This is a genomic window from Promicromonospora sp. AC04, from assembly GCF_003058225.1.
Lineage (GTDB): Bacteria > Actinomycetota > Actinomycetes > Actinomycetales > Cellulomonadaceae > Promicromonospora.
Map to the genome: position 1 here is coordinate 920,825 of NZ_QBUG01000001.1, position 18,335 is coordinate 939,159.

Sequence of the window (18,335 nt, forward strand, 5' to 3'; positions counted from 1 at the left end):
GCCATGGCACTCACGACGGGCTCTGCCATACGCCTGCCACCGTCACCGCGTCACGGCTGCTTCGAACGTCGTGGACGCGAACACAGGCCGCTCCGGCAGCCGCAGCGAGTGTCGTGACGGCCGCGGTGAGGTGGTCCCGATCCGCGGCTGTCGGCACCGCGCCCGACGACTGCTCGGCCGCGCGTCCCAGGAAAGCCTTGCGCGAGGCGCCGACGAGCAGGGGATGGCCGAGGTCGAGGATCCGCTCCAGCCCACGGAGCAGTGCCCAGCAGTGATCGGCGTTCTTCGCGAATCCGAGCCCCGGGTCGAGGACGATCCTGCCTGCGTCGATTCCCGCTGCGACGAGGGCGTCCACGCGCCTGAGCAGCTCTGACCGCACGTCCTCAACCACGTTGAGGTAGGACGCGCGCTCCATCATCTGGTCGCTGTGACCGCGCCAGTGCATGGCGACGTAGGTCACGTCCGACTCGGCCACGACTCGGCCCATCTCGATGTCCGCCAATCCCCCGCTGACATCATTGACGACCGTCGCGCCCGCGCCGATCGCCGCCGCGGCGACCCTGGCACGCATCGTGTCGACACTGACCCGCACACCTGACGCCACCAGGGCCTGCACCACCGGGACGACCCGCCGTAGCTCCTCCGGCTCGGAGACACGGGACGCACCCGGGCGGGTCGACTCGCCGCCCACGTCAACGAGATCGGCACCGTTGCGCACCATGGCGAGCCCGTGCCCGACGGCGGCGTCCCGTGCCAGGTAGCGCGCGCCGTCGGAGAAGGAGTCCGGCGTGACGTTGAGGATCCCCATCACCAGGCATCGTCCGGTCGCGGTGCCCGGCACCGGGAACGGGCGAACGGCTGTCCGACCTACGCCCGGGACCACAGTGCTGCCCTCAACGTGTTCGACATCAGCATCGCGATAGTCATCGGGCCGACGCCGCCCGGGACCGGGGTGATCGCTTTGGCCAGGCCTTCAACCTCGTGAGCCCGTACGTCACCGGTCAGACCGGTCGATGTCCGGTGGATCCCGACGTCGACGACCACCGCGCCGGGCTTGACGTGCTCAAGGCCTATGAGTCCCCTGGCGCCGGTCGCGACGACAAGGATGTCGGCCTCTCGGGTGGCGGAGATCAGGTCCCGGGTCTCCTTGTGCGCCACGGTCACCGTCGCGTCACGGTTCAGGAGCATCTGTCCCATCGGACGCCCCACGAGGTCGGACCGTCCCACGACGCAGGCCTTGGCACCCTCGATGGTGATGCCCTCGGAGTCGAGGATCTCGATCACACCTGACGGCGTGCACGGACGCAATCCCGGCCGGTCCCGTGCGAGCAGGCCGGCGCTCTCGGTCGTGAGGCCGTCGACGTCCTTCTCGGGCGGGATCCGGTTGATGAGGGGCCCGGCCTCGAGCCCTGGCGGGAGCGGCAGCTGCAGCAGGATCCCGGCTACCTGGGGATCTGCAGCCAGCCGGTCGATCACCGTCTCCAGCTCGCGTTGGCTGACGGTGGCCGGGAGCTCGACGTGCAGGTCCCGCATCCCGGCCTGGACCACGGCGCGCCTCTTCGACGCGACATAGACGGCGCTGGCGGGATCGTCTCCGACGAGGATGGTCGCCAGTCCGGGGGCTCGCTCCGGGTCCGGCCAGCAACGGGCCGCCTCGACGGCCACCTCTGCCCGGACCCGAGCGGCAATCGCTCGCCCGTCGATCTTGTGCGTCATGCCTTCGCTCGCCTCCGGTCAGCCGAACACTATGGTGTGGTTCTCGTGGCGGATCACCCGGTCCTCGCTGTGCCAGGCGACGGCGCGGGAGAGCACCGCGCGCTCGACGTCCGCCCCTCGGCGCTGCAGGTCGGCGGCGGTGTCAGCGTGGGTGACCCGGACCACGTCCTGCTCGATGATCGGCCCCTGGTCGAGGTCCTCGGTCACGTAGTGCGCCGTCGCCCCGATCAGCTTCACCCCGCGCTGCTTGGCCTTGGTATACGGTCCTGCGCCGATGAATGCGGGGAGGAAGGAGTGATGGATGTTGATGATCGGCACACCGACCTTCGAGATGAAGTCGCCCGTGAGGATCTGCATGTAACGGGCGAGCACCACGAAGTCGACATTGCCCTCCAGGAGCCGCAGGTGCTCCGCTTCCGCCGCCGACTTGTCCGCGCCGGACGACGGCACGTGGAAGAAGGGAATCCCGAACGAGCGCACTTCCTCCGCGGTGTCGGTGTGGTTGGAGACCACCATCGCCACCGTCACAGGAAGCTCACCCCGTCGATGCCGCCACAACAGGTCGAGCAGGCAGTGGTCGGACTTCGAGGCGAAGATGGCGACCCGCTTGGGCACTGCCATGTCGCGCAGCGTGAAGTCGAGGTCGAAGCCCTTGCCGAGCACCTTGGTGAGGTCCGCGTCGACCCTGGGCAGGGCGATCGGCAGGTCGTCGAGCTGGAAGACGGTGCGCTGGAAGAACGCGCCACCCTGCGGGTCGTCGGAGTACTGGTCCAGGGAGACGATGTTCGCGCCGTGCTTTCCCAGCACTGATGTGACGGCAGCGACGATGCCGGTCCGGTCCTGACCCTTGATGATCAGCGACGCCAGGTTCTGAGCCGCAGGGTTGCTACGAGCCTGTCGGGGTGCCTCCTGCACGAGCGTCATCGCTGCGCCTCCTTCTGGCGGTCCGTGATCCAGCTCGAGGTCGCGCCGAGGCCGCCGAACGTGTAGAAGTGCAGCTTGACCCCGCCGTGAAGCCCCGGGTCGAGTCGTTCGGCCAGCTCGCCGATGAACTTGTCAGGGCCCGCAGTACCCACCAGGTTCGTGATCGAGAACCCATACTTCTTGGCGATCCCAGCACTGGTGCCGATCCCGAAGCGGGAGGCGTACCGCACCAGCCGCCGAATGCCGGCAGGGCCGGGGACGCCGACCCGGATGGGCAGGGTGATACCGCGCCGACGGACTTCCTCGACCCAGGCGATGACCGGATCGACGTCGAATCCGAACTGGGTGATGATCCCACCGGCGAGTCCCTGCTCGTGCAGAGCCGCGGCCTTGTCCGTCAGTGCCGCCCAGAGCTCCGCCTCGGAGATGTCCGGGTGCCCGTCCGGGTAGCCGGCGATGGATGCGCTGCGAACGCCGTAACGTTGAAGAACCCCGGAGGCGATCACCGAGAGCGCATCACCGTAGGGGCCGTGCGGGGTGGCCGGATCGCCACCCACCGCGAAGACGTGGTCGACGGCGCCGTCCGCCTGGAGCGCGCCAAGGTACTCCTCGAGCATCGCCTCGGAGTCGAACCGACGTGCCGAGATATGGGGAACGGGGACGAATCCCAGGTCACGCACAGTGCGGGCGGCCCGGATGCGGACGCGGAGGTCCTCGTTCTCCAGAAAGGTGACGTTGATCCTGGTGCCCTGCGGGATCGAAGTCCGTGCCTCGAGGAGGTGGGGCACGTCCTTGCCCGTCATCTCCAGGGAATGGTCGGTGAGCAGACCGCGCACGTCGATCGACCTGGCCGTCGGGATGGACATGAGTACCTCCGGGTGTCTTGTGCCGCGAAATGGCCGCGAGTGCCCGCCACGGCGGCTCGGAGCCGCCGTGGTCGGACTCGCTCGAGGTGAGGTCAGGCGTCGTGTCGGTACTTGGTCCGGGCGACCTCGTCGAAGGGGCAGGGCTGCACGGAGGCGCGCAGGCGGGGGAAGCCGAGATCGGCGTCGGGCGCTGTACCCGCCCCGGGGTGCTGGCCCCACACGACTTCGACCTGGGTCCCCGGGCTCGCCACGGCTTTATCGACGAGGGTCAGGGCCAGCACGGTGCGCTCGGTGTCGAGCCAACCCGTCTGGAAGGTCATGCCAACCAGACCGGCGTCGGTCTCGACCCGGTTGCGCCAGTAGTTGTGGACGAAGCCAGGGTCCTCGCCGAGCACACGGCGCACGTCGTCCCGGTCGAAGACGAGGGTGACCTTGGTCCGCGGAGCTTCCCGCTTCGCCACCTCGAGCGCCGGCTTCCCGATGAAGTCGTGGTTGAAGGAGATCGACCGCCCGTACCCGAGCTCGTACGGCGAGCAGTAGTAGTCCTCGATGTTCTTGGAGTAGAAGCTGCCCTGGAGCGGCTTCATCCCCTCGTAGGAGTACAGGGGGATGGAACGCCGGTAGTCCAGCAGGTCGGGGTCGGCGTAGATCGCAGGAGTGGGCGACGGGATCCAGCCGCTGCCGAGGCTGGCGGTCGGGTAGGCCCAGGCGCCCTGGTGGAGGAGGCCGAGGGGCTCGCCCGCGTTCATCAGCGCTTCCTTGACAAGAGCGGCGTCGGCCCAGTCACCGACGAACTCGAAGCCGGGCTGACCGGCCATGCCGTGACGTAACGCGCGGAATCGACGTCCCCGCAGGCTCACCGGCGTCGAGTGGAAGAACTTCGTCTCCGGAAGCGGCCCGCCGAACGCACGCTCGATGAGGTCGGCCGCGAGCGGCCCTTGGATCTGGTAGCGGAACACCATGGGGTCGGCATCGGGCTTGCGGGCGGACGTCTCGCGGTTGCTCTCGAAGGCGACGTCGTAGCCGAGCTTCTTGGCGTGGTACATCACCCAGTTCTGGGCCGCCGGTACGCCGCTCAGGACGTACCGCTCCTCGCTCTCCTTGAGCAGGATCCCGTCGGTGATGATGTTGCCGTCCTCGGCGACGGTCACGAACTGCTTGGCCTGGCCGACGACGAACTTCTCATAGTTGTTCGCGCTGGTCGCCGCAAGCGCCTTGGTGGCGTCCGGCCCTTCGACCACCGTGTCCGACATGTGGTGTGACAGGTCGGCGATGGTCACCGAGTCGTACCAGGCATGCTGCTCGGTCTTCCAGCCGGCGTACTCCGGCTCTATCACCTCGGGCGTCCACGCCGGGGCATCCGGCTTCCACAGGAGGGAGACCGCCGACCCTGCCCTCTGGATGCCGTCCTCAACACTGAGACCTGTCATGGCAAAACGTCCTCTCGCTGGCGGCCACCTCTGCGTGGCCGCACTAGATCGTCCTAGTAACGTAGCGGCGGGTGAGGGGAGGCGACAAGCGCCGCATCCCCTCACGTCGTGCACTCATTGGTTGCGACGACGAGCGCGGCACCTCAGGTCAGTCCTTGCGGTAGCCGGCGCGCGCGAACTCGTTGTACGGGCACGGCTGCACCGTCGCCCGGATCCGGGCGAACCCGAGGTCGGCGTCCGGCGCGGTGTCGCCACCCGGGTGGTTGCCCCAGACCACGGTCACCTCGGCGCCCGGCACGGCCACGTCCTGCGACACCAGAGCGAGGCTGAGCATCGTCCCGTACGGGTCGCTGAAGGCCGTGTACTCCGTGCTGCCCACCAGGTCGCCCGCAACCTCGACGCGCTGCTTCGCCAGGGTGTTCACGATTCCATGGTCCGCACCCAGTGCCTTCTCGACATCGTTCTGGTCCATCACCAGCGTCACCTTGTGGCGGCGCTCGGCGTCCTTCAGTTCCAGCAGCGCCTCACGACCCAGGAACTCGTGGTTGAAGGAGATCGACCGGCCGTAGTCGATCTCGTACGGCGTGACGTAGTAGTCGGCGATATCGGTGGAGTAGTAGCTCCCGTTGAGCGGCTGCATGCCGTCCGGGGTGTGCAGGGGAAGCCACGACCGGTACTCCCGCTCGGCCTCGTCGTAGATCGCCGGCGTCGGTGCCGGCACCCAGCCCCCTTCGGCCTGAGCCGTCGGGTACGCCTGCGAACCGACACGCTCGAGCCCGAACTCCTCGCCGGCCTTCAGCAGCGCTTCCCGGACGGCCAGGTGGTCGGCGTGGTCGCCGATGAACTCGTAGCCGGGCTGGCCTGCCATGCCGTGGCGCAGCGCACGGAACGTCTTGCCCGCGAGCGTGACGTGCGAGGTATGGAAGAACTTGGTCTCCGGAAGCGGCCCCCCGAACGCCTTCTCGATCAGCTGCTGCGCGAGCGGCCCCTGGATCTGGTAGCGGAAGAACGGCGGGACATGGCTGGGGTCGCGCGAGCAGTCGGGGTCGCTGCTCAGCTCGACGTCGTACCCGCGCTGCTGGGCGTGGTAGGTGATCCAGTTCTGAGCGGTCGGGCGCCCCGTGAGGGTGTAGTCCAGCTCGCCGCGACGCAGCAGGATGCCGTCTCCCACAAGGAGGCCGCGCTCGTTGACCGCGACGAGCTGCTTGGCCTGGTCGATGGCGAAGTTCTGGTAGTTGTTCGCGCTCAGCTCGCCGAGCATGCGCGTCGCGTCGGGGCCGGTGATGAACGTGTCCCACATGTGGTACGACAGGTCCATGAGCGCGACGCCGTCCTGCCACGCCGCCTGCTCCTTGCGCCAGCCCGAGTACTCGGGCTCCACGACCGGCGGGTTCCACGGCCGGGGGCTGTCGGTCCAGCGCAGGGCGACGGCAGAGCCCGCCCGGTCGATTCCGTCCTGGAGACTGGGTGATGCCATGACGCTCGCTTCCTCTCGTTGCGCCCCCTGCCGGCGCGGATCGCCGTAGTTGACAGACGTATGCTAACTTGACAGACATCTGATAACAACCCTTTGGCTCGACTCCTGGAGCACAACCTTGAACAGTGCCGCGACGGACTGGAACGACGAGTTCACCCACGTCCTCTGGCGGGCCCAGAACGCCGTGCACCGACGGGTGCAGGAGGCCCTGGACGAGCTCGGCGTCACCGCGACACAGCTCGGCCTGGCAGTTCACCTCGACCAGCTGGGACCGCTGTCCGCGGCCGATCTGTCGCGGGGCTTCCACATCGCCCCGCAGAGCGTGGGGACAGCGCTGAACAGGCTCGAGAAGCTGGGGTGGGTGCAGCGAGGCACCCACCCCGTCCACAAGCGCGTGCTGCTCTACGAGCTCACCGACACCGGCCTCAGGAGCACCGCGCGGGGTCGTCAGATCATGGCGACCGTCAACGGCGCGGTCACCTCGAGCCTCTCCGGCGCCGACGTCGAGACCCTCACCGGGCTGCTCAGCAGGGTCACCTCCGACATCGACGGCCCCGACGTCCCCGTCACACCGGCATGGCCTGTCCGTAGGGCTTGACCGGCCGGGCGTTACGAGCCCGGTCAGCGCACGCGGAACACCTCCAGGTCGTTGCCTACGCTCACTCGTCCGTCGTACCCCTGCTGCGCCCATCGGTGCCACTTGCGCGGATCGAGCCGGCGCGGCTCGGCCATGTCTCCGACGTGGCTGAGGATCAGTCGCTCCACCTCCGCACCCTGGGCGATCGATCCCACGCGCTGAACCTCCACATGGCCCTCCAGCAGGTGTTCGACGACGGCGGGCGGCCCGGACCAGCCCCTTACGTTGATCGCCTCGTGCACCAGCAGGTCGGAGCGCCTGGCCAGCCTGACCAGGTTGGAGCTGTACGTGGTGTCCCCGGAGAAGGTGACCGAACCGTGGTCGGTGTCGAAGCGGTAGGCGAAGGCGGGGAAGACCGGCCCGTGCGGTACCAGCACGGCGCTGACGCGCACGCGATCGTCCTCCATGACCACGAAGGGGTCCATCGTCGGCGCGGTGTGCTGATGGTCGGCCCCGACCTGCGGCATCTGGATCTCGTGGACGTCGGCCAGAGCCCGGGTCTCGCGGATCAGCGAGTCACGCATGAAGACGTTGGTGCTGTAGGCGAACGCTTCGCTGGACCGGTCGAAGAAGCCCACGAGCCCCGGGGTCGGGTCGTCAGGGTTGGTCGTCGGTGCCTGGCCGCCGCCGAACACCGGTGGGAGCCCGCCCGCGGGGCCCGGGCCGTACACCGGGACGGGTCCGGGTAGCGAGTCACCCTGAGCAGGTGCTTGGAAGCCGCCGAGCAGGAAGACCTGGAACAGGTCCGCGATGTGGTCCGTGTGGAGGTGAGTCACGAACGCGGCCCGCAGGTCGGCCCAGGCCAGGCCCGCCGACGTGTACTGGGTGACGGCGGCACGACCGGCGTCTACCAGGTAGGTCGCGCCGTCAACCACCACGGCCGACGAGATGCCCGCGCGGTCCGCGCTCACCGGCGGCCCGCCCTTGGTGCCCAGCAGCACCACGGAGAGACCTCGTTCGGAGGGCTGTGGACGGCGTGGCGGTGAGCTGCCGGCCGCGGCCCAGGCCGGCCGCGCGACTCCCGCGAGGCCCAAGCCGCCGGCCGCGGCCAGCAGGCTTCGTCGCGTCATGGCACGGGCCGGCCGGTTACCGGTCCCTGCGTCGTTCGACGCGGGCGACGAACAGCACTGGTCGTCTGATTCCATCTTCATATCTCCCGTCAGGAACTCGCGACATCCCAGGTGGGAAGTCGCCGGCCACGCAGCCGGTCGTCGATGGCCCGGCCATCGCCGTCCGTCCGGTGGAGCACGTCGAGCAGCCGGGTCGCCTTCACCCGGGTCTCGGTCAGCTCGGACTCGACGTCGGAGTGCACAGTGATGCCGCCGCCCGTCCCGACGGACCAGCGGCCGGAGCCGTCGGTCACGAGGGACCGGATCACGACGCCCAGGTCGGCCTCACCGGACGCGGCGACCCGGCCGAACGCGCCCGAGTAGACCCCGCGCGGGGTGTCCTCCACCTCGTCGATCACCTGCATCGTGCGGAGCTTGGGCGCCCCCGTCATCGAGCCCGGAGGAAACAACGCACGGATCGCGGCGACCGTCGACACGTCACCGCGCAGACGACCGCGCACCGTCGAGACCAGCTGGTGCACCGAGGCGTAGCTCTCGACCTCCATGAGGCGCGGCGTCGACACCGTCCCCGCCCGGCTGACCGTCCCGAGGTCGTTACGGATCAGGTCGACGATCATCAGGTTCTCGGCCCGGAAGCGAGGATCATCAGCCAGCTGGTCGCGCAGCCACAGGTCGTCCGAGGCGGTCGCCCCACGCGCTGTCGTGCCCTTGATCGGCCGGCTCTCGGCCCATCCGTGAGCATCGATGGTCACGAACCGCTCCGGGCTCGAGCTCAGCACCCAGGCTCGCGCCCCGGCCACGTCGTGCTGGAGAAAACCGGCATACGGCGCTGGGTTGCGCCGACGCAGGGCGAGGTAGGTCTCGACTGCGGCGGAGTCGGCTTCGACTCCTACCCGATAGGTGAGGTTCACCTCGTAGGAGTTCCCCGCGTGCAGTTGCTCCCGCACCCTGGCGAAGGCCGTTCGGTACGCATCCTCTCGACCCGTCTCGAGCGGATGCGGAAGGACCGCTCCGGCTCCAGGAGGCTCAGCGGGCGGGTGCTCGAACCGCCTGACGTGACCCGCCCGCATCCAGACCGAGTCCGGAAGGTCGCCGCTCGGCCGCGCAGGCAGGTCAGACCGGGCGGCGTACCCGAGATAGCCGACCCACTCCACATCGTCCGGACCGCACGCCAGCTCCTGGTCCAGCACCGTGAAGATGTCGGTGCCGACCGCTTCGACGGCGTCGCCGACATGCCGGCGCACCAGTCCGTCGGATGCCGTGTACGACAGGGAGACGTCCTTGTCGGCCAGCCACCCGATATGGGAGGTGCGCCCCGACCAGTCCCGGCCGCCGGCTCCGTCGAGCCAGAAGCAACGAGCGTGCGTGGCGGCAACCTCGCGAAAGTACGCGATCGCGGCCTCGTCGTCGCACACGGCTATCTCAGCCCCAGGAAGTTGGCCATCAGCCGTGCACCCTGCTCGGACAGCACCGACTCGGGATGAAACTGCACGCCCTCCAGCGCCAGGCGACGGTGCCGCACCCCCATGACGGTCCCGTCCTCGCTGCGCGCGGTGACCGACAGGCACGACGGGACCGCGACAGCAGCCAGCGAGTGGTAGCGGACCGCCCGGAACTCGGGCGGCAGACCGCGAAACACACCGGTGCCGTCGTGCCGGATCGTGGCGACCTCCCCATGGGCCGGCCGCACCCTGCGCACCGTTCCGCCGTACGCCCTCACCAGGCCTTGCAGGCCGAGGCAGACGCCCAGCACCGGCACCTGCGCGGAGCGGAGCAGGTCGCGGCCGATGCTGAAGTCGGCCGGGTCGTCCGGGGTGCCCGGGCCGGGCGAGAGCACGACGTGAGTTCGAGCCCGCAGGTCGCTGGTCGTGGCCTCGTCGTGCTGGACGACGTCAGGAAGGGCACCCGTCACCTCGGCGACGAGGTGCGCCAGGTTCCACGTGTAGGAGTCGTGGTGGTCGATCACGAGGACGTTCACCGGTGCTCACTCATCGTGCACCCGCAAACGGGTCGGGCGTGAGCGTGTACTTCGTCTGGAGATACTCGTGGATGCCCTCCGGGCCGCCCTCGCGGCCCAGGCCGGACAGCTTCCAGCCGCCGAACGGGGCCGCGGCGTCGGAGACGACGCCAACGTTGAGGCCCATCATCCCGGTCTCGAGCCGCTCGATCATGCGCTGGCCGCGAGCCAGGTTCTCGGTGTAGACGTAGGAGACCAGCCCGTACTCCGTGTCGTTGGCAATGCGGACGGCCTCGTCCTCGTCGTCGAAGGGAAGGATCGCGAGGACCGGCCCGAAGATCTCCTCGCGCAGGATCGCGCTGCCGGGGCGCACACCGGACAGCACGGTCGCCGCGTAGAACGAGCCCGGCCGGTCGATCGCGGCGCCCCCGACCAGCAGGGTCGCACCGTGGGCGACGGCATCGTCCACGAGCTCCGCGGTCTTGGCCACGGCGCGGTCGTCGATGAGCGGGCCGATCGTCACGCCGTCCTCGGTGCCACGGCCCGTGCGGAACGCCCGGACCCGCTCGGTGACGCGGCGGGCGAACTCCTCGGCGACGGAGCGGTGGACGATGAACCGGTTCGCGGCCGTGCAGGCCTGCCCGATGTTGCGGAACTTCGCGGCGACCGCCCCGTCGACGGCCTTGTCCAGGTCGGCGTCCTCGAACACGACGAACGGGGCGTTGCCGCCCAGCTCCATGGAGGTGCGCAGGACGCCGTCGGCGGACTGCTCCAGGAGCTTCTGGCCCACCGGCGTGGAGCCGGTGAACGACAGCTTGCGCAGGCGGGGGTCGCGCAGGATCGCCTCGGAGACCGGACCGGTGCGCGTGGTGGTGATGACGTTGACCACGCCGTCGGGCACGCCCGCCTCCTGCAGGATCTGAGCCATCACGAGTGTCGTCAGCGGGGTGAGCGCCGCGGGCTTGAGCACGACGGTGCATCCGGCCGCAAGCGCCGGGGCGACCTTGCGGGTCGTCATGGCAAGGGGGAAGTTCCACGGGGTGATGAGGTAGCAGGGTCCGACGGGGTGGTGGGTGACGGTCATGCGGCCGGTACCCGCGGGGTTGGCGCCGTAGCGACCCTGGACATGAGCAGCCTCCTCGCTGAACCAGCGGAGGAACTCGCCGCCGTAGGCGACCTCGCCGCGAGCCTCGGCCAGCGGCTTGCCCATCTCGATGGTCATGAGGAGGGCGACCTCCTCCTTGCGCTCCTGGAGCAGGTCGAAGGCCCTGCGCAGGATCTCGGCGCGTTCGCGGGCGGGCGTCGACGCCCAGACGGGAGAGGCGTCGCTCGCGGCGTCCATGGCAGCGACCCCGTCTGCGACGGCGGCGTCGGCGACCTCCTTGACGACCTCGCCTGTCGCGGGGTCGTGCACGGCGAACCAGGTCTTGTCCTCGGCGGCCCGCCATCGGCCGCCGATGAGCAGGCCGTCCGGTACCTGTGCGAGGAGTCTCGCCTCGGGGTTGTCGTTCATCTGAGCCCTCCTGGGCCTTCGTCGGCGGCCCGCGGCAGCAGACTGGTGTGGATGGTTCTCCGGATCACGGCCCAGACGAGCAGGGCCGCCGCGGAGCTCGCGACGATCAGCACCCCGAGGTGGGTCGACGTCGGGCCGATGACACCGGTCAGGGGCGAGCCCACGACGCCGCCCAGGAACTGTGCCGAGCCCGTGAGGGCTGAGGCCGCGCCCGAGGCGACGAGGGTGGCCCGCCGCGCGCCCTGCCCAGGGTCCAGGCGTGCCGCTGGTCGGGAGCCGGAGAGGCGCTGCCCCCAGCTGTGCGCGGCGGGCAGGACGAGGCCGGCGCCGGCGGCGAAGCCCGTGGACGCGGCCCAGAGCACCGCGGCCGCCGCCCCCGCGAGGGCGGCGAAGAGCAGGACGACCCCGCTGACGGTGGCCAGGGCCAGGCCGAGGCCGAGCGGGGCCGACGGGTGATGATGCCGTGCGAAGCGGCGAAACATGAGATTCCCGCAGAACATCGCCGCGGCGTTGGTGCCGAACACGAGCGCGAACACTGCTGGCGGATATCCGAGCTCGCGCTCGATCACGAACGAGGCGGTGGCGATGTAGGCATAGAAGCCGACGGACAGCAGCGCGAGCGCGAGCGCGACGCCCAGCAGTTCCCTGTGGCGCAGCGCGGCTCTGAGCGTCGACAGGACGCCTCCGCCGCTGACGCGCTTCTCGGGTGCGAGGGACTCGCGCACCGTCGTCGCGAAGACGACGGCGATCAGCGCCCCGAGGAGGGCGAGTACGACGAAGTCGGCACGCCAGCCCCACGCGGCAGCGATCGCGGCCCCCGCGACAGGAGCGAGCACCGGGGCCAGCGCGGTCACTGTCGAGAGCGTGCCGACCCGGGTGGCGACGGCGACGTCGTCGTGCGAGAGATCGCGCACCATGCTGCGGGCCACGACTATCCCGGCGGCGCCGCACAGCCCCGCCAGCCCCCGGGCCACGACGAGCAGGACCGACGTGGTCGCCAGCGCGCTCGCCACGGAGGCAAGCGTCCATCCGGCGACGCCGGCGAGGATCACAGGCCGGCGGCCGACCCTGTCGCTGAGCGGGCCGAGCACGAGCTGGCCGATCCCGATGCCGAGCAGGCACGACGTGACGATCGCCTGAGTGAGCCAGTCGGCGCTGGCGAGCTCTGCCTGAATTGCGGGCAGGGACGGGGTGTAGATGTCGATGGACAGCGGGGCCAGTGCTGTGAGGACGGCGAGCAGGGCCAGCAGGCGTCGGGACATCACCGGAACCGGGCTGTCCGTCATGTGTCCCCCGCGCTGCCCAGGACGGCGAGCAGGTCGCAGTGGACCAGCGCTCCGCCGTCGAGCTGCGCCGCGACGACCTGGCGGGCCGGGCGGGCGGACCGCTCGGGGAACATCGCCGTCCACTCCCGGTTGAGCGCGTCCCGGTCGCTCGGGTCGGCGAGCCGGAACGTCATCTTCAGGACGTCGTCCGAGGTGCCGCCCGCGGCCGCGAGCAGAGCGCGGACATGGTCGAACACGTGCGCGCACTGCTCGTCGATGCCTTCGCCCATCGCACCGGTGGCCGGGTCGCGGCCGGTGAGGACACCCGTCGCCAGGAACGGGCCGATGCGGCGCGCGACCGGGATCGGGTTCGCGTGGCCGAACCCGGGCAGCTCGATGCTCTCCCGGTCCATCAAGGCTCCGCGACGACGCGGTTCTCGATGGCGCCGAGCCCCTCGATCTCGGCCCGTACCACGTCACCGGGCTTGAGGAACCGGCCGGTGGGGGCACCGATCCCGGACGGCGTTCCCGTGGCGATCACGTCACCCGGCATCAGGGTCATCACCTGGGTCAGGTAGGCGATCTGCTCGTAGACGTCGTAGATCATGTCGTCCGTGGTCCAGTCCTGGCGGACCTCGCCGTTGACGGTGAGCCGCATACGCAGGGCGTGGGGGTCCGCGACCTCGTCGGAGGTGGTCAGCCAGGGGCCGAGCGGGCCGTGGGTGTCGAACGACTTGCCGAGCGTGAAGGTGGGCGAGCGCTTCATCAGCCAGTCGCGCACCGACACGTCGTCGGCGACCAGGTACCCGGCGATCACGGACCGGGCATCCTCGGCCGCGACGTGGCGGCACCGCGTCCCGATCACGACGGCCAGCTCGACCTCATAGTCGAGCTCGTCGGAGACGTCAGGCTTCACGACGTCGTCGTACGGACCGACGATGCAGGAGACCTGCTTGTTGAACCAGAGCTGGCTCGTGGGGATCGGGATGCCCGCCTGCCGGGCTTCCTCGGCATGCTCCCTGTAGTTCATGCCGATGCCGAGGTACTTCTGCGGGTCGTCGACCGGTGACTCGAGAACGACGTCGGCCACGGCGTACCGCGGCCCGTCCGCGGCGAGGATGGCCGCACGTAGGTCGTCGAGCCGCGGCAGGATCGCGCGCAACGACGTCCCGACGCCGGGTACGTCCGAGACGTCGGTGATCCTGAGCTGGTCCTCGTTGCCATCCACACGGCCGAGCCGCGCGGGGCCGTCACCGATGTGGAATCGTGCGATCTTCATCGTCTACGCCTCTCCTTCGTCCGGGCCCGCGTGGTCCTGCTCGGAGGGCAGCGCGGGCCATTCGCGTTCCCCGTCGGGCGTCATCTGGAAGCTGATGAACCGCCAGGCGCCGTCCTCGCAGCGCCGCAGCACCTGCGTGGCCACCCCGCCGAGCACCCGCTCGCCTCCGTCATGGGTGCGCAGCCGGTTGACCAGCCGCCCCGTGATGACGGCCACGTCCCCCACGAGCCGGATGGTCAGCTCGCCCCGGGTCATGTCGAGATAGGCCTGGTGCGTCGTGACGTGCTCCAGGAGCTGGGCCTTGGTGTGGACCAGCCCGGGCGCGTGGATGTGCACGAGCGACTCGTCGTACAGGTCGTCGAGCGCGGGCAGGTCGCCCGCGATGAGCGCCTGGCGCCGGCGCTCCTCGACGGCCAGGATCTCGGCCCGGGTCGCGTCGTCCGCGACGAGGACGACGCTCACACCAGCCCCCGGTAAGAGCCACCGTCGAGCTGCCACGTGCGGAACCCGGTGGCCTGACCCTGCTCCCATCCCGGGCGTTCCTGGCCCACGAGCTTGTGGTACTTGCTGAAGATCTCGTCGGCCTCGGTCAGCGGGAGCACGTTCTCGATGTCGTCGAAGCGCTGTCCGCCGGTGCGGTCCTCCACCATGCGGCGGACCACCTCGTAGCCCTCGCCGCGGTGCGCCATGACGATCCCGTTGACCGCCTGGAGCCGCTGCTCCTCGAAAGCCTTGAGCGCCTCGGGCACGTCGTCGATCGTGGCGAGCTTCTCGGCCAGCACGCCGCCGTCGACGATGGCCTGGCAGGCGCCGTTGCCGCCGCGCGGGTACATTGCGTGCGCCGCGTCGCCGATCAGGACCACGCGCCCGTCGGTCCAGGTGTCGAGCGGCTCGTGCCGGATGAGCGGGAACAGGTAGACCTCTCGGGCGTCGCGGAGCATCTGCTGCACGTCCAGGAAGTCCAGCTCGAACTGGTCGTAGTAGGACAGGATCTCCTCGACACCGCCGAGCTGGTTCCAGTCCTCGACGGTCTCGTCGCGCTCGGCCTCCACGACCCAGTTGACGAGCACCTTGCCGGTGCCCTCGAAGTCGTCGGCGATCGGGTAGACGATCATGCTGGAGATCTGCGGTGCGCCGATGTGCAGGATCGTGTGGCCGCCGCGGAACGGCTCCATGAGCGTCGTGCCCCGCCACATCGTGATGCCGGAGTAGACGGGCTCGGAGTGCTCAGGGTGCATCTGCTGGCGCACCACCGACTTGATGCCGTCGGCGGCGATCACGACGTCGGCGCGGACCTGCTCGCGACCGCCGTCCTCGTGCTCCAGATCGAGGAGGACCGACTCGTCCTCGTTGATGTAGCCGGTGCAGCGGACACCCTGGACCACGGCGTCCGCGCCGAGCCGGTCAAGGACCGTGCGGTAGAGCAGCATCTGCAGGTACCCGCGGTGTACGAACCGCTGCTCGTACAGGTACCCCATGTGCTTGCCGCACAGCTCGGCGTAGATCTCCTGGCCGTACTTGTTGTAGAAGATCGACTCCTCAGCGTCGACCGAGATCGCGCGAAACTCCTCGAGCAGGCCGAGCTCGTCGAGCTCCTTCGAACCGTAGACCTTGACGTCGATCCCCACTCCGAGCGGCTTGAGCTCCGGGACGGTCTCGTAGATCCGCGGGCGGAGGCCCTTCTGGTGCAGCCTCAGGGCTGCGGCAAGGCCGGCCGGCCCCGCGCCGATGATGGCGATGTCGAGCATGTTGTCCCTCGTCCTCCTCGGTGCGCGACCGTCGTCGGTCGCCTTCGACGCTGAAGCGTGGGTGGATCGTAGGAGCATTTCCTACACGATTTCAAGTGCGAACTTGGAGGAGGATGAGGCGGCCGGACTGCATAATTGCAGATCAGACCACATATTGACCCGGCGGAGGCGAATGCTCACGGGCGATAAGCATGCGGGGACTTGATCGCCACCTGCGGATCTGCATATGATTTCCAACACGATTTGTCCCCCCGCATCGGTGCGGGAGCACGGCGAGGTGCTCAGGGAACGACCGCCAGACGGGAGCAGCGACCGACATGACCGTCGTCGACATCAACATCCACCACCTGCCCGAGGACCTCTTCACGAACGAGAAGATGCTCAACGGGTTCCTCAACAGCGCCCCGCGCGGCTTCGGCGAGATCGCACGGATCGGCACAGCCGACGACGGCAGAGCGCAGCTCGTCCTGGAGAAGCCGAAGGGCTTCCAGAACCTCAACTACGTCGACGGTGACTACTCCGCCGAGGCGAAGCTCGCCGCGATGGACGACGCCGGCGTCGACTACGGCATCATGCGGGTGCCGGTCTGGCAGGAGTGGCTCGACCTGGAGACCTGCAAGGCCGTCAACGACAACGCGCATCAGATCGTCAAGGGTTCGGACGGACGGCTGTTCTCGACCGCGTGCGTGCCACCGTGGGGCGGCAAGGAGAACGTCGACGAGCTCAGGCGCTGCGTCGAGGAGCTCGGCGTCGTCGGCGTGCAGCTCGCCTGCCACTACGGCCAGATCTACCTCGACGACGAGGTGTTCAAGCCGTACTTGAAGGTGCTGAACGACCTGAACCTGCCGGTGATCGTGCACCACACGCCGCTGCCGGTGGAGTGGCGGTCGGTCGTCGACTACCAGAACCTGCGCCGGGAGTACGGCCGCATCATGGACCAGGGCATCGCGGTGGGGCGTGAGCTGTTCAGCGGCATGTTCGACGAGTTCCCGAACCTGCGCTTCATCCACACGATGCTCGGCGGCAACTGGTTCGCCAGCACCGAGCTGCTGACACCGCACGCCTCCACCAAGAAGGAGTCGCTCACCCGGCTCGACCCGACCGGCGGGGAGAAGATCAAGGGCTACCTGGAGAACAACATCTTCTTCGACCTGACCCACCCGCACTCGTGGGGCAAGCACCAGGTCGAGGCCGCGCTCAAGATCAACGGCGCCGACCACTACCTGTTCGGGTCCTCCTTCCCGGTCTTCCGTGGCTGGATGAGCCAGGGCGTCGACTTCGTGAAGAACGACCTCGAGATCAGCGACGAGGACCGCGCTCTGGTGTTCTCCGGCAACGCTCAGCGTCTCTTCGACCTGCCGATCTGACCTCGAACCACACGTGATTCGCAGCGTCGCGAAGACGGGAGCAGTGACCTCATGACCCACACCGAGGCAGACGCCGCCGCGAGCGGTGTCCCGGGCAGCAGCGCCGAGGCCTCAGCGGCCGGCAACCCCATCACGCGCAAGCACCGCGGCCCCGTGGCCGCGCGGTATGCGGTCATCGGGGTCTGGATCCTGATGATCGTCCTGTTCGCAGTCCTGCGGCCGGAGACCTTCCTGACCGAGGGGACGTTCAGCTCGATCCTCGGCAGCCAGCAGGCCCTGGTGTTCCTCTCTGCCGCCCTGCTGTGCACCATCCTGGTCGGCGAGTTCGTCGACATGTCCCTCGCCTCGAACTTCGGGCTCGCGGCCATCCTCGTACCTGTGCTGACCGTCAACCACGGCTGGAACGTATGGCTGGCGGCGCTCCTGGCGGTCGTGGTGTCCACGGTCGTGGGCGTGGTCAACGGGTTGCTCGTCGTCCGGGTCGGAGTCAACACCATCGTCGTCACTCTCGGCATGGGTACCTTCCTGCTCGGCATCGCACTGTGGTCGAGCAACCTGATGCCCGTGAGCGGCCTGCCGGCAGGCTTCTCGGCCATCGCGCTCACTCCGGTCCTGGGCCTGCCCGTGAACTTCTTCCTGGGCCTGGTCCTCATGCTCGGGTTCGCCTACGTCCTGGAGTTCACACCCCTGGGCCGCAACATGCGGTTCGTCGGCGCGAACCGAGAGGTCAGCCGCCTCGCCGGCCTGCGGGTGCCGCTGATCCGGCAGACCGCCTTCGCCGCCGGTGGACTGATCGCGGGCGTCGGCGGAGTGCTCGCGGCCGCCGCGACCGGCGGGTTCGACCCGTCGGTGTCGCACAGCTACCTGCTGCCCATGTTCGCGGCGACCTTCCTCGGCACCGCCATCCTGCAGCCGGGCCGGTTCAACCCGCTGGGAACCCTCGTCGCGGTGTACTTCCTGGCGACCGGTGTCCTCGGGCTCCAGCTGCTCGGCGGCAGCTCGTGGGTGTCGAGCGTCTTCTACGGCGGTGTGCTCGTCGTCGCGGTGACGATCTCGACGGTTCTGAACAACCGGTCTCGCTGACGG

At 69.2% G+C, this 18,335-nt stretch carries 18 protein-coding genes; 3 read left to right on the forward strand and 15 right to left on the reverse strand.

The genetic code is table 11. The annotated features are described in order from the left end of the window. Positions 1–10: 10 nt before the first annotated feature. From folP to C8K30_RS04015, 6 genes are all read right to left on the reverse strand, one after another. Positions 11–808 (reverse strand): dihydropteroate synthase, encoded by a 798-nt coding sequence (gene folP, locus C8K30_RS03990; protein WP_108491542.1) that lies wholly within the window; start codon positions 806–808, stop codon positions 11–13. Positions 809–867: 59 nt separating this feature from the next. Further along, entirely contained in the window at positions 868–1,716 is an 849-nt protein-coding gene (gene folD, locus C8K30_RS03995) for a bifunctional methylenetetrahydrofolate dehydrogenase/methenyltetrahydrofolate cyclohydrolase FolD (protein ID WP_108491543.1), read from the reverse strand. Positions 1,717–1,734: 18 nt separating this feature from the next. Further along, positions 1,735–2,640, reverse strand: a complete 906-nt coding sequence (gene purU, locus C8K30_RS04000) for a formyltetrahydrofolate deformylase (RefSeq protein WP_108491544.1) — start codon at positions 2,638–2,640, stop codon at positions 1,735–1,737. Continuing rightward, positions 2,637–3,506, reverse strand: a complete 870-nt coding sequence (locus tag C8K30_RS04005; protein ID WP_108491545.1) for a methylenetetrahydrofolate reductase — start codon at positions 3,504–3,506, stop codon at positions 2,637–2,639. Before C8K30_RS04005 ends, purU begins: the two co-directional genes overlap by 4 nt. A gap of 92 nt (positions 3,507–3,598) precedes the next feature. Continuing rightward, positions 3,599–4,936, reverse strand: coding sequence for an aminomethyltransferase family protein (locus C8K30_RS04010; RefSeq protein WP_108491546.1), 1,338 nt, complete (start codon positions 4,934–4,936; stop codon positions 3,599–3,601). Positions 4,937–5,084: 148 nt separating this feature from the next. Beyond that, complete coding sequence (locus C8K30_RS04015) at positions 5,085–6,413, reverse strand: aminomethyltransferase family protein (RefSeq protein WP_108491547.1); 1,329 nt, start codon at positions 6,411–6,413, stop codon at positions 5,085–5,087. Positions 6,414–6,531: 118 nt separating this feature from the next. Between C8K30_RS04015 and C8K30_RS04020 the strand changes: the two genes are divergently transcribed. Further along, positions 6,532–7,011 (forward strand): MarR family winged helix-turn-helix transcriptional regulator, encoded by a 480-nt coding sequence (locus C8K30_RS04020; protein WP_108491548.1) that lies wholly within the window; start codon positions 6,532–6,534, stop codon positions 7,009–7,011. Positions 7,012–7,034: 23 nt separating this feature from the next. On the opposite strand, the gene C8K30_RS04025 is transcribed toward C8K30_RS04020, so the two are convergent. From C8K30_RS04025 to C8K30_RS04065, 9 genes are all read right to left on the reverse strand, one after another. Next, positions 7,035–8,120: an MBL fold metallo-hydrolase gene (locus tag C8K30_RS04025; RefSeq protein WP_108491549.1), complete on the reverse strand. Its 1,086-nt coding sequence runs from the start codon at positions 8,118–8,120 to the stop codon at positions 7,035–7,037. Positions 8,121–8,209: 89 nt separating this feature from the next. Then, on the reverse strand, positions 8,210–9,535 hold the full coding sequence (locus tag C8K30_RS04030) for an anthranilate synthase component I family protein (protein ID WP_199230323.1): 1,326 nt from the start codon (positions 9,533–9,535) through the stop codon (positions 8,210–8,212). A 2-nt stretch (positions 9,536–9,537) separates the two neighbouring features. Next, a complete protein-coding gene (locus C8K30_RS04035) occupies positions 9,538–10,098 on the reverse strand; it encodes an aminodeoxychorismate/anthranilate synthase component II (RefSeq protein WP_108491550.1) in 561 nt (186 codons plus the stop codon). 10 nt (positions 10,099–10,108) lie between these two features. After that, positions 10,109–11,590, reverse strand: coding sequence for an NAD-dependent succinate-semialdehyde dehydrogenase (locus C8K30_RS04040; RefSeq protein ID WP_108491551.1), 1,482 nt, complete (start codon positions 11,588–11,590; stop codon positions 10,109–10,111). Next, the gene (locus C8K30_RS04045; RefSeq protein WP_108491552.1) at positions 11,587–12,876 is read right to left on the reverse strand and encodes a Bcr/CflA family efflux MFS transporter; all 1,290 of its coding nucleotides are present in this window, start codon (positions 12,874–12,876) and stop codon (positions 11,587–11,589) included. The genes C8K30_RS04040 and C8K30_RS04045 overlap by 4 nt, the downstream gene beginning before the upstream one ends. Further along, positions 12,873–13,268: a RidA family protein gene (locus C8K30_RS04050; RefSeq protein WP_108491553.1), complete on the reverse strand. Its 396-nt coding sequence runs from the start codon at positions 13,266–13,268 to the stop codon at positions 12,873–12,875. Before C8K30_RS04050 ends, C8K30_RS04045 begins: the two co-directional genes overlap by 4 nt. Then, the gene (locus tag C8K30_RS04055) at positions 13,268–14,134 is read right to left on the reverse strand and encodes a fumarylacetoacetate hydrolase family protein (RefSeq protein ID WP_108491554.1); all 867 of its coding nucleotides are present in this window, start codon (positions 14,132–14,134) and stop codon (positions 13,268–13,270) included. The genes C8K30_RS04050 and C8K30_RS04055 overlap by 1 nt, the downstream gene beginning before the upstream one ends. A 3-nt stretch (positions 14,135–14,137) precedes the next feature. Further along, complete coding sequence (locus C8K30_RS04060; RefSeq protein WP_108491555.1) at positions 14,138–14,596, reverse strand: DUF4440 domain-containing protein; 459 nt, start codon at positions 14,594–14,596, stop codon at positions 14,138–14,140. Then, the gene (locus C8K30_RS04065) at positions 14,593–15,882 is read right to left on the reverse strand and encodes an FAD-dependent monooxygenase (RefSeq protein WP_108491556.1); all 1,290 of its coding nucleotides are present in this window, start codon (positions 15,880–15,882) and stop codon (positions 14,593–14,595) included. The genes C8K30_RS04060 and C8K30_RS04065 overlap by 4 nt, the downstream gene beginning before the upstream one ends. A gap of 317 nt (positions 15,883–16,199) precedes the next feature. Between C8K30_RS04065 and C8K30_RS04070 the strand changes: the two genes are divergently transcribed. Beyond that, positions 16,200–17,249: an amidohydrolase family protein gene (locus C8K30_RS04070; RefSeq protein WP_108491557.1), complete on the forward strand. Its 1,050-nt coding sequence runs from the start codon at positions 16,200–16,202 to the stop codon at positions 17,247–17,249. 51 nt (positions 17,250–17,300) lie between these two features. Beyond that, entirely contained in the window at positions 17,301–18,332 is a 1,032-nt protein-coding gene (locus C8K30_RS04075; RefSeq protein WP_108491558.1) for an ABC transporter permease, read from the forward strand. The last annotated feature ends 3 nt before the right edge of the window (positions 18,333–18,335 follow it).